This is a genomic window from Paenibacillus sedimenti, assembly GCF_014534655.1.
In the GTDB taxonomy this organism is placed as follows: Bacteria; Bacillota; Bacilli; order Paenibacillales; family NBRC-103111; genus Paenibacillus_E; species Paenibacillus_E sedimenti.
Genome location: NZ_JACVVD010000008.1, coordinates 20,630 through 33,093, shown reverse-complemented (window position 1 = coordinate 33,093; position 12,464 = coordinate 20,630). Strand labels below are relative to the sequence as shown.

Below are 12,464 nucleotides of genomic sequence, written 5' to 3'. Positions count from 1 at the left end.
GGCCGAAAAAAAGAACCGCAGTAGCATTAGAGCCCTGCGGTCCTCCCATTTTATTTAACTGTAGCCCAACGGAACTCGAAATCTCCGCCCATGGAAGGCAGGATCAATCCTTCTACCTTCGGCTTCACAAGGTAAGCTTGCGAACGGAAGTAGTTCGTGCCGATCGGCATTTCTTCCATCAGAATTTTCTCGGCGTCGACCATCATCTTCGTACGTTTCGCACGATCAAGCTCAGCCTTCGCTCCGTTAACGAGCTTATCATATTCAGCATTAGACCAATCAATCTCATTGAAATCCCCGCCGGTAATCCACATATCGAGGAACGTCATCGGATCGTTGTAATCACCGTTCCATAGTGAAACGGAAGCTTCAAAATCGTGCTTGGATTGCTTTTCAATACGCAATTTGTGCGGAATAGGCTCGGCAATCGCTTTATAGCCCAGATTTTGCTGCCATTGTGCAAGAATAAACTCCAAAGACTTCTTAGCCCCTTCCGTATCATCCGCAATCAGATGAACCGGAGGCAGCTCTTTCAATCCAAGCTCCTGCAAGCCTTCCTGCAGTAAGCTTTTCGCTTTGGCCGCGTCAAATTTCGGTTGAATGTCGCCGGCCGTCTTACGGAATTCATTGCCGTTGCCGTCCTGCATGCCGACAGGAATCAAGCCCTGCGCAGCTACTGAACCATTACCGAGTACGGTGTCTACGTAACCTTGATTATCAATGCCGAGGGTAAGCGCCAAGCGGATCTTTTTGTTCTTAAAGGCAGGGAAGTTTTTCTGACTATACATGATGTAAGAAGTCGTCAGTTCTCTTTTGGTCGTAAATTCAGGTTTGCCTTTCCAGATTTGCACGTGATCGCGGCTAATATCGGCTACGTCAGCGGAGTTGTTTTCAAACAAATTTAATCCCGTATTTACATCTTTGACAATGTTAAGGGTAATTTTATCGAGCTTCACATTGTCTTTGTCCCAATACTTATCGTTTTTCACAAGTGTGAGACTTTGCTCATGCTTCCATTCCGTGAGTTTGAACGGTCCGGCACCAATGATTTTATCGGCATCCGCACCGAATTTTTCTTTCGCTGATTCAACCAGATCTTTCTTCAGGGGGTAATAGGTTTGGAAAGCAAGCAAATCGGTGAAGAAAGGAACCGGCTGGTCAAGCGTGAATTCAATCGTTTTATCATCGATGAGCTTCACGCCAAGCTCTTTCTCTTTTGCTTTTAACTCGTCAGGGGTTTTGGAAGCAAGCATCGCGTTAGCGCCTTTTATGTAGGAGAGCATGAAGGAGTATTGAGCACCGGTAGCGGGATCCAGCACTCGTTTGAATGCGTAATCGAAATCTTTTGCTGTCAGAGGAGAGCCATCGGCCCAAGTTAACCCGTCTCGCAGGGTGACGGTGTACGTTTTGCCGTCTGCGGAAATTTTCGGCAGTTCTTTAGCCAAAGCAGGCTGTGGCTTGCCATCCTTATCAATCCGGTAAAGCCCCTCGTTCAACGCACTGATAATGGTGAAAGAAGCGGCAGCCGTTGACTTGGAACTATCCAGCACAGGCGGCTCCGAACGGAAATTGACGTTCAGCTCTTTGGCTTTGGCCGTGCTGCTTGGCGCTGTTGTACTGCTTGGTGCCGTTGATGTGCCCGCTGTCGTTGTCGGACTCGGTTTGTCTGTTGTACTGCAGCCCGCTGTCGCTACCGCAACTAGAGAAGCAGCTAGCGCAATGGGGACCCACTTACGTTTCATTTGATTTCCACCTTTCTCCATTTCATATTAATTATCCTACGGTAGAAAAAGTCATTGATCTAGTGACCCGAGTCATGAAAATAGTCATTTTATAGGAAAAAACAATCGTATTCCTCTCAAATTCTTTTATAATATATAGAAATAACACTAGATGGAATGAGGCCTCCGTATGGAAAAGATCCGAATCGTCATTGCCGATGACCAAACCTTGTTAAGAGACGGCCTGCAAACCATTATTAATTTGGAAGAAGACATGGAAGTAGTCGGCGTCGCTGAAAATGGTGAAGAAGCCTACTCACTGGTTGCAACCTGCCAACCCACCCTGGTTTTGATGGATATTCGGATGCCTGGAGCAAACGGGTTGGAGGCCACCCGAATGATTCTTGACAATTATCCGGACACCATGGTTGTCATGCTGACCACCTTCGCCGAAGAAGAATATATTGTAGACAGTTTGGCTCATGGCGCATGTGGATTTCTGCTCAAAGACATGCCCGGCGACAAACTCATTCAAGCGATACGCGATGCCGCAAGCGGACATCTGCTCATGCCGAATATCGTTGCCAGGAAGCTTGCCGCGCGCATATCCCATCTTACTGCAGGCAGTTCGAGAACGATCTCCTCGCCGCGCATGCGCGAGCAAGGCATTTCGTTCACGGAACGTGAGAAACATATCATCCTGCTTATGCTGCAGGGCAAAAACAATAAAGAAATCTCCCGGGCACTGTTCATGAGCGAAGGCACGGTCAAAAATTATGTAAGCATCATTTACCATAAAATCGGGATCAAAGACAGGTCGAAAGCGGTCTTGTTTCTAAAAGAGCTTTTTGAAGAGAGCTAGTCTTTGGAGGGCAAAAAAACATATGAATTATCGTAGGATGTTAGCACCAATTCTTCTGCTTCTTTGTATAAGCGGCTGCATCGTCTTGCCCCTGCTCGTCCATACGCCATATCCGGAAAGTTCGAAAGATTTAGCCGAATTGGTAACGAACTGGGAGCTGGCTATTCCGTCTCGGGAGTGGCCTTCCGAATCTTCATCATCGCAGCGCCCTACGAAGCCGGGGAACTGGCGTCCTCTCGCCGAACAAGCAATCTGGATGAAACAGAACCATTATACGGGGGAATACTGGCTGCGCAAAAAGATGCCGGATCATACTTGGAGAGACCCTCATCTGTTCGTAACGGGGCAAAAATATTTTGAGCTGTATATGAATGCGGAGAAAATCTATAGCTACAATATCAATCAGCAAAATAAAAGAGTCAATGAACAATTCCATTGGTCGCTAATACCCTTGAAGCCCGATTTAGGAGGGAAGACTTTATATGTCAGAGGGTACAAAGACCGCATGAATCCGATCATCGGCACTTATATCATCGGCAATGCGACCGACTTGAATGCGATGATGATTAAACAAGATAGCGTTAAGCTTATTTTGTCCGTACTATTTTTCGTCTTTGGCATCGGTTCCTTATGCTTATATGTGGCAAGCCGGGAAGAGAAGGTTTATTTGTATTTCTGCGCTTTCTCGCTGCTGCTCGTATGCGGAAGTGTGTCTCGAACGCATTTGGCGCAGTGGCTGGGAGATATTCCATTCACCGCATACCTTCAAGACTTGTTTATGCCCTTTGGTCTGATCGCGCTGTTCTTTTTGATGCAGGCCATTTCATCTACTAGAAGAACAAAAACCGAGACAACTCAAAAGTTTGCCATTTCCATCATTCTTATCTTCTCCCTCTTATGTTTAGCGGTTGCTTGGGCAGATCCTAATCTGTATAGAAGCCTGTACGTTTATGGATTTCCTTATGTTTTTGTGGTGGCATTCATCGTCTCATTTTGGAATTTACGGCGCATTCAGAAGCGATCCACTTCCAGGAAGCGCCGGGAAATCCGTATTCTGAGTTTCGGATACTCGGTCATCGCACTGCTGATTTTGTTCCATCTTATCAATGAATTCGTTACACCTCTTTCCGGCGCCTTCCGCAAAATGTTTCCGCTGCTCTCTCAATACTGGCAGGATGATCAAATCTTCATGAGCGCCTTCATTTTCGATATGTGCTTGTGCGCCGTCCTCCTGATGCGTTTCATGGAAACACATCGCCGCGCTAGAGAAAGCGCTGCCACGTTAGCACTCAAAAATGAAAAGCTGCAAGCCATGGATCTTTTGAAAGACGAATTCCTGGCGAAAACGTCCCATGAGCTCCGCATGCCGCTCGGCGGCATCATCGGAATCACAGAAGCTATGCTGGATGGGGCTGCAGGGCCGATCAACCCTGGCATAAGTGACCGTCTATCATTGATCATCCACAGCGGACAGAGGCTCTCCTCTATCATTAATGATATTTTGGACTATTCCAAGCTCAAGCATAGGGATGTACAGCTTCATATCAAAAAGGCAGGTATTCAGCAAATCGCCGATGTTGTTTTGGGCGTGTTGAAGCCTAAGGCAGATCAGAAAAACATTGCGATTATCAATGACATCCCGGATGCGCTCCCGTATATTGCCGCTGACGAAGATCGGCTCCGGCAGGTACTGTCAAACCTTATAGGCAACGCCATCAAATTCACGCAAGAAGGTCATGTCCGGATAACAACGGAGGTTGCGAATGGATTCCTCGCCGTCTCGGTATCGGATACAGGAATCGGTATCGCAGAAGAGTATCTGGAAAGCATTTTCCTTTCCTTTGACCAAGGGCCGCCTACCATCTCTAATCGGTATGGAGGCACGGGACTCGGACTAACGATTAGCAAGCAATTCATCGAACTTCATGGCGGTACCATCCAGGTGTTATCCACACTTGGGGTTGGAAGTATTTTCATCTTTACAATACCGCTATGGCAGGGAGAGCCCGATATAAGCATTGAGGGGCAGATTGATTCCTCCGCGCCAGTGATGAACCTCCCGGATGACCAAGCTCATCTTCGCTCGGTTCCACTGGAGCCTAGACCGATGAACCCGCAGAAGCCGATCATCCTCGTTGTTGACGACGAACCGATCAATTTGGAAGTAGCGGCGGCTTATTTGGGCAAAGAGAACCTCGTCATCAAGGCAAAGGATGCTTTCACGGCCCTGCTATGGATTAAGGAATACGGCAAGCCCGATCTTGTGTTAAGTGACGTGATGATGCCGGATATGACCGGATATGAATTGTGCAGCTATCTGCGCCATACCTATAACACGGCTGAACTGCCGATCTTGCTGCTTACAGCGAAAGATCAGACCAAGGATATGGCGCATGGCTTCGACGCGGGCGCGAATGATTATTTGAAAAAACCTGTCGCCAAACAGGAATTGCTCGCTCGGGTGCATCTGCACCTTGAGCTGTCGAGACTCAATCATTCCCTGGAGGAGCAGGTTCGTCTCCGGACCGCAGAACTGGAACAAACCTACCGCCAACTTCAATCCTCAATGAATGAAACATTAGAAGCGCTAGGCGAAGTTGCCATATGGGAAGAGAGAAATCGGATCGCTCAAGATATTCACGATATTCTAGGTCATAAGCTAACGGGCACGATCGTGCAAATAGAAGCAGCCAAAAGACTCATGTCCAAGAACCCGGAGACCGCGCTGCAAAAGCTTGAACTTGCTCAGGAAACCGTTCGCAAAGGACTCGACGACATTCGGGTGGCGGTACGGATGATGAAGGACGATATCGGCAAAGAGCTATCCTCTTCGCTCATCGAGCTCATCGAAGAAACCGCCGAAATGACCGGCGTCACAATCGAATATGACATTGGCGAGCTGCCGGATCTGGACGCCATGCAGAAGAAAGTCATCTACCATGCCCTGCAAGAAGGGCTGACCAACGGCATCAAACACGGTAAAAGCAGCTTGTTCTTTTTCAAGTTGGAGTACGAAAGCGATTGGGTCAGCTTTCTGTTGATGGATGACGGGGTCCCCTATACGGAATCCCCGCTTGGTTTTGGTTTGACGGCCATGAAGGAAAAAGTGCAGCACCTGGGAGGAACCATCCGTATCGGATCGGCCTCCTCGGGCGGGTGCGAGCTCGGTATCATGATGCCTGCAAGGTAGGCCGGGGACCCACCCGTTATCCCTGATGCTGATGAATCAAATCCATCTTCAGCTTCCAGGCTTCCGTGCTCAGGTTTACGCGATACACTTCCGGGTTCAGCTTACGGAGGTATTGCGGCCAGAATATTTGCTTCTGCTCCGCGTGATAGTCCCGAATTTGCTCCAGGGTCGGCAGTTCGTAGACGAGCGCGCCCTGGGCAAACACGGCCTGAAGCAGCGGTACCGCTTCATAATCATCGATATATTTATGAATATACGGATGTATGGGATCGAACAGCTTAATGCGCTCCCCATTTTTGATATCCGCTTCATGCTGAAGCGCCAAATAATCTGCTTCAGCCTTGCCCGTCTTCTTGTTCAAGATCCTGTACACTTCCTTGAAGCCGGGATTCGATACTTTTTCCGGATTTCCCGATATCTTAATAACCGGCACGTATTCGCCGTTCTTTTCACGAGCCACCAGCTTGTAAACCCCGCCGAGCGCGGGTTGATCGGCAGCCGTAATCAGCTGGGTGCCAACGCCCCAGATATCGATCCTGGCATCCTGCGTCTTCAAGCCCTCGATGATGTTCTCATCCAAATCGTTCGACGCAACGATCAATACATCAGGGAAGCCGGCTTCATCGAGCATCTTCCTCGCCTGTTGCGATAAGTAGGCCAAGTCGCCACTATCCAGGCGGATTGCGTTCATGCGCTTCCCTTGACTTTGGAGGAAACGCGCCGTCTTGATGGCATTCGGCACGCCGCTCTTCAGCGTATCGTAAGTGTCGACTAGCAGCGTCACTTGGTCGGGCAGGGCCTCTGCATACTTGCGGAAGGCCTCTTCTTCCGTGTCGTGCGCCTGCACCCAAGCGTGGGCATGCGTCCCCTTGGTCGGGATGCCGAACAGCATGCCCGCACGCAGGTTAGATGTCGCGTGGAAACCGGCTACATAAGACGCTCTTGCGCCCCAGATCGCGGCATCCGCTTCCTGCGCGCGCCGCGTACCGAACTCCAGCAGCACATCATGCGGTGCTACCTGTTTGACTCGTGAAGCTTTGGTCGCGACGAGCGTCTGGTAGTTCATGAAATTGAGGAGCGCCGTCTCCACAAGCTGCGCTTCGAACACGCTCGCCTCTACCCTGACGAGCGGTACATTCGGGAATACAAGCGTACCTTCCGGCACAGCATGCAGATTCCCGTTGAACTTGAATTGTCTCAGCTCATCGAGAAACGCTTCGCGATAATTCTCCTCCTGCGTACGCAAATAGGCGATCTCCTCATCGCCGAAACGCAGGTTCCGGATGTAGTGCACGATCCGTTCCAAGCCTGCAAAAACAGCGTAACCGTTGCCGAAAGGCAGCTTGCGGAAATAGACCTCAAAAACCGCTTTCTCCTTGTGCGAACCTTGCAGCCAATGGGCATACATCATGTTGATCTGATATTTATCCGTATGCAGCGTTAAATTGTCGTAGTTCATTGCATCCATCCTTTCCACATAGGGTTTCCCGTTTCCCCATTAATCGCCGCGTACAACCTGAGCCCCAAGCGTCCCTTGAAAATGCTGCAGCGCCCAGTCGTGGCCTTGCGGGTTAAAGCTGGCGACCGCATCTGCGTGCACAACGACTTGAAAGCCCTTGTTATAAGCATCGACCGCTGTATGCAGGACGCAAATGTCCGTGCATACGCCAACGAGATGCAACTCCCGGATACCTCTTGCCCTTAATTGGAGCTCCAAATCCGTTCCGCAAAAGGCGCTGTATCTCGTCTTATCCATCCAGTAGATCTTGTCCCGATGTGCTTCGTACATACCTTTCAGCTTACCGTACAGCTCTCGACCGCCCGTACCGCGAATATTATGAGGAGGAAACAGCTTGGTCTCCGGATGATTCACATCCCCTTCATCGTGAAGATCAACAGCCATGACGACAAAATCCCGGTTATCAACAAACTGCTCCGTAAGCTCGCATATCCGCTCTTCAATCGCAACAGCGGGGTCACCGCACGGAAGCTTGCCAACTACAAAATCAAATGTATAGTCAATGACAATGAATGCTTTCATTTCGAACACGCTCCTAGGCGAAATCATTTTAATCATTATACCATTTTCGGATACGATATTCTGGCAAGGGTTCCTTTTGATCGATCTATTGGATTAGCCATAGGGGGAGTAGCTGTAGTACGATTTCACCCAATTATGTATGACTGGTTAGGAATTTAGCTGATGCAGTCCTATTTTACCCACTTACGATGACCAAATCGAACATTCGATCGTACGAACCTTTTTATAATTTGGTAAAATCGAACTGCAGATATTTGGGATGGTACTGCTTTCCCGTAAATGGGCGTTTTCGGACTACAAATAATGGGTATGGGCAGGGTTCCAACCGCTGTTAGGTTCGACAGCGCCATGCAGCGCCAAAAACGCGCGCCTTGAAATTCGTGTTATTGGAATCATCTATAAATTGTAAATTGTACAACGTTTCAGTAGCTGGGCAGCTCCATACTCCCTACCTGTTGCAATACATACAACAATTTGCTGTAGAATCTGCTTTTCGGCTCTACAAGAACGATTATTATTGCCCTTTGTGCAACATCTCGTTGTTTCTGGCCTTCGTTCTGCCGATATGTTGTATTTTGTACAGCAACTCTGCCAGCATAAACTGAAAAAGAGGCATGCATCAGCATGCCCCATCTCGATTATTCTGACGTTCATACCGCTTCAACGGCTTCCTTTTCACCGGGAACTCCATATTGAATAAACGCCTGTGCTGCCGCTATGCGTGCGAGAGGAATCCGGTAAGGAGAGCAGCTGACATAGTCTAATCCGGTTTGGTGGCAAAAGAAAATAGATTCTTTATCGCCGCCGTGCTCGCCGCATATGCCTGTTTTTAACGACGGCTTTACCCGTTTGCCTGCATGCACGGCTAAATCAATTAATTGTCCGACCCCTTCTGCGTCAAGCACCTGGAACGGATTATGAGGAAGCAGCTTTTGATCGATATAATGCGATAAAAACTTTCCTTCCGCATCGTCCCGGCTATATCCGAATGTCATTTGGGTCAGATCATTCGTGCCAAATGAAAAGAAATCCGCATAAGCCGCAATTTGACGAGCTGTTAGAGCGGCACGGGGTACTTCAATCATGGTGCCGACCTTGTACGGACAATCGTGAAGCTTATCTTTACCTAGTACCTGATCTGCAACGAAGTCTACAAGCTCTCTTAAAAGCTTGAGTTCATTGGCATGACCGACGAGCGGAATCATGATTTCCGGAACCACGCGGAATCCTCGATCGATACAGCGGGAAGCTGCACGAAAGATGGCCTCGATTTGCATATCATAAATTTCCGGATATACAATACCCAACCTGCATCCACGCCACCCCAGCATCGGGTTCGTCTCATGAAGCGTTTGCACTTTGCGGAGAAGCTGCGCTACTTCCGCTTTTTCCAAGTCAGAACCTCCCTCGTAAGTGAGCCTGTCATACTTCCTCTGCAGCTCTTCAAGGTTAGGCAAAAACTCATGTAAAGGCGGATCCAGCAAACGAATCGTCACAGGAAGGCCGTCCATAACCTCGAACATCCCTTCGAAATCCGACTGCTGCATCGGAAGCAGCTGGCCAAGGGCTTCTTTGCGTTCCCGCGTATCGTCAGCCAGGATCATTCGCTGAACGACAGGCAAACGATTGGGCGAGAAAAACATATGCTCTGTACGGCACAGCCCGATACCCTCCGCTCCCATTTGTCTAGCGATACTGGCATCGTGTGGATTATCCGCATTCGCACGCACTTTCAACGTGCGGATTTCATCCGCCCACTTCAGTACGGTCAGAAGCTCTTCTGTCATCCTTGCTTCTTGCAATGGCATAGCGCCGATAATAACTCGACCGCTTGCACCGTCCAAGGTGATCCATTCTCCTTCTTCGATGACTCTATTGCCAACCAGCATGCGCTTCTCATCAGGTATAATCCGGATGTCTTCACAGCCGCATACGCAAGGCTTTCCCATCCCCCTTGCCACAACGGCGGCATGACTGGTCATCCCGCCACGGCTTGTCAGAATACCTTCAGAAGCAATCACGCCATGGATATCTTCAGGTGTAGTTTCCGGTCGTGCAAGAATAATGACCTTACCGGTACGACTCCATTCTGCAGCTGTATCTGCGTTAAACACAAGCTGCCCCACCGCTGCGCCCGGGGATGCAGGCAAACCTGTTGCGAGCACGTCTTTCACTGCATTTTCTTCAATACCTCGATGCAGGAGCTGCTCCAGATGCGATACTTCGATCCGCCCAACGGCTTCTTGTTTGGACAAGAAACCTTCTTGAACCAGATCGACTGCAATTTTCAATGCCGCTTGAGCATTACGCTTACCTCCGCGTATTTGAAGAATGTACAACTTATTATCTTCCACGGTAAACTCAATGTCCTGCATATCATGGTAATGCTTCTCAAGCTGCTTGGATACCTGATAAAGTTGATCGTAAATCTCCGGCATTGCGCTTTTCAGCTCAGCTATGGCAAGCGGGGTTCTTACCCCTGCCACCACATCTTCCCCTTGTGCATTGATGAGGTATTCGCCAAAAAACTCATTCTTGCCCGTAGAAGGGTTTCTCGTAAATACAACCCCTGTGCCGCAATTATCCCCCCTGTTGCCAAATACCATGCTTTGCACGTTGACTGCAGTCCCCTGCTCATCAGGAATCCGATTGATTTTGCGATAAATCCGGGCTCGAGGGTTATTCCATGACTTGAATACAGCTTCAACTGCCATTCTTAACTGCTCATATACATGTTGTGGAAAATCACGGCCAGCTTTTGCCTGAATGCATCTTTTGTAATCTACGATAAGCTGCTTCCAGCCATCTGCCGTAACCTCCTGATCCTGTTCGACTCCTTCTTTTTCTTTTAACCGGTGCAAAAGATGCTCGAAATGAATGGATTCTATGCCAAGCACAACATTCCCGAACATTTGCATCAAACGGCGGTAGCAATCGTAAGCGAACCGTTCATTGTTCGTAAGCTTGGCCAAGCCTTGTACGGTTACATCATTGAGCCCGAGATTCAAAATCGTATCCATCATCCCCGGCATCGAAGTTACGGAACCGGATCGTACTGAAACTAATAGCGGATTGTTCTCCTCTCCAAACTTTTGTCCTTTCTGTTTTTCAAGCTGCCCCAGTGCACTTGCGATTTGTTCAAGCAATTCCTCTGAAAGCCGATTACCCACCTTAAAAAAAGCCAAGCAAGCCTCTGTCGTAATGGTAAAGCCGGGAGGCACGGGAAGCTGGGCACGCGTCATCTCCGCAAGATTAGCCCCCTTCCCTCCTAACAATGCTTTCATGGAAGCATTGCCCTCATGAAAAGGAATCACTTGCTTATTCATTTTTGATTGTCCACCGCCTTCTTTTTCTCCAAACAAGCAGCTGAATTGCAATGGCCATAAAATTTCTTATATCCGTTAGTCGGCAACGTACCTATAACCGTATTACACTCCTTGCAAATGATCACTCCAAGATCATGTCTTTGAATCGCCGCATATTTTACACCGTTTGTGTTAGACATTTCGTTTCCCCCTTCAGCTCTGTGCTTTCCGCACGTGAAATATAGGATACAAAATCAATTACTCGGCTTGCATAAGCCCACTCGTTGTCATACCACGCCAGCAGCTTGATCCCATCTTCCTGCGTCATGATGCTGAGACCGTCGATAATAGCCGATTTGTCATTTCCGATATAATCTGCGGAAACAAGCGGCAATTCATTGTAATCAACGAATGTGCCAATAGGTCCGGCAATGGCTTGTTTGAAGGTTTGCCTCACTTCCTCTGCTGTCACTTTGCGTCCAACGGCTACTTGAAGATCGAGCAGCGAAACGTCCGGCGTCGGCACACGGATAGAGACACCTTGAATAGAGCTTGCGAGATGAGGAAGGACATCGATAAGTGCTTTCCCTACTCCGGTAGAGGTCGGAATGATGGAATTCGTGCATGCCCTTGCCCTTCGGAGATCTTTATGCGGATTATCCATATGATTTTGATCATTGGTGAAAGCATGCACCGTTGTCATCCACCCGTGCTTGACGTCAAAAGCATTGTCCAGGATATGAAGAATGGGTGCGATGCAATTGGTTGTACAGGAGGCTGCGGATAGCAAGTGATGCTGCTTGGGATCATATCGTTCTTCGTTCACACCCATGACTACAGTCAGGTCCATGTTACCTGCAGGCGCTGTAACCAAAACCTTCTTCGCTCCTGCAAAAAGGTGTCGCTCTGCACCATGTCGATGATTGAACTTACCGGTTGCATCTACGACCAAGTCTACACCATGATCTTTCCATGGCAGCAAATCGGGCTCCCTTTCACAGATCACAGAAATCCGCTGTCCATTAATCACTAATTCGTCATCAGCCGCTTCGATAACTGCATCCCATGTGCCATGTACGGAATCATACTTTAATAAATGTGCTAGTGCATGAATTGAGCTGGTTGAGTTAATGAGCTTAACTTCATAATCCGCTTGTTGTTCCGTCAACGCTTTCCTCAAACAAAGTCTGCCAATTCTACCTGTGCCACTAATGCCAACTCGCATCTCCATCCCCCAAACTTCATATTTAGTATGTATTAAATATATAATACACGAATTAATTATGCAATATATATTTGATTATATCCGATAAATTAGGCATTAATGAAATTAATAGGATTATTA

At 48.4% G+C, this 12,464-nt stretch carries 8 protein-coding genes; 2 read left to right on the top strand and 6 right to left on the bottom strand.

Annotated features, from left to right (window positions below; all coding sequences use genetic code 11):
* Positions 1–50: 50 nt before the first annotated feature.
* Positions 51–1,742, bottom strand: coding sequence for a peptide ABC transporter substrate-binding protein (locus ICC18_RS20985; RefSeq protein WP_188176419.1), 1,692 nt, complete (start codon positions 1,740–1,742; stop codon positions 51–53).
* 169 nt (positions 1,743–1,911) lie between these two features.
* Between ICC18_RS20985 and ICC18_RS20980 the strand changes: the two genes are divergently transcribed.
* Entirely contained in the window at positions 1,912–2,583 is a 672-nt protein-coding gene (locus ICC18_RS20980) for a response regulator (RefSeq protein WP_188176418.1), read from the top strand.
* A 22-nt stretch (positions 2,584–2,605) separates the two neighbouring features.
* The gene (locus ICC18_RS20975; RefSeq protein WP_188176417.1) at positions 2,606–5,773 is read left to right on the top strand and encodes an ATP-binding protein; all 3,168 of its coding nucleotides are present in this window, start codon (positions 2,606–2,608) and stop codon (positions 5,771–5,773) included.
* 16 nt (positions 5,774–5,789) lie between these two features.
* Here the strand turns inward: ICC18_RS20975 and ICC18_RS20970 are convergent, their stop codons facing one another.
* The 5 genes from ICC18_RS20970 to gap all read right to left on the bottom strand — a co-directional run bounded on the left by ICC18_RS20970 (position 5,790) and on the right by gap (position 12,350).
* Positions 5,790–7,232, bottom strand: coding sequence for a nicotinate phosphoribosyltransferase (locus ICC18_RS20970; protein WP_188176416.1), 1,443 nt, complete (start codon positions 7,230–7,232; stop codon positions 5,790–5,792).
* Between the two features lie 39 nt (positions 7,233–7,271).
* Complete coding sequence (locus ICC18_RS20965) at positions 7,272–7,814, bottom strand: cysteine hydrolase family protein (protein WP_188176415.1); 543 nt, start codon at positions 7,812–7,814, stop codon at positions 7,272–7,274.
* 650 nt (positions 7,815–8,464) lie between these two features.
* Positions 8,465–11,140 (bottom strand): pyruvate, phosphate dikinase, encoded by a 2,676-nt coding sequence (gene ppdK, locus ICC18_RS20960; protein ID WP_188176414.1) that lies wholly within the window; start codon positions 11,138–11,140, stop codon positions 8,465–8,467.
* Positions 11,137–11,319 carry a GapA-binding peptide SR1P gene (locus tag ICC18_RS20955; RefSeq protein ID WP_188176413.1) on the bottom strand — a complete coding sequence of 61 codons (183 nt, stop codon included), beginning with the start codon at positions 11,317–11,319 and terminating at the stop codon, positions 11,137–11,139. The genes ppdK and ICC18_RS20955 overlap by 4 nt, the downstream gene beginning before the upstream one ends.
* Entirely contained in the window at positions 11,298–12,350 is a 1,053-nt protein-coding gene (gap, locus tag ICC18_RS20950; RefSeq protein ID WP_188176412.1) for a type I glyceraldehyde-3-phosphate dehydrogenase, read from the bottom strand. The genes ICC18_RS20955 and gap overlap by 22 nt, the downstream gene beginning before the upstream one ends.
* Between the last annotated feature and the right edge of the window lie 114 nt (positions 12,351–12,464).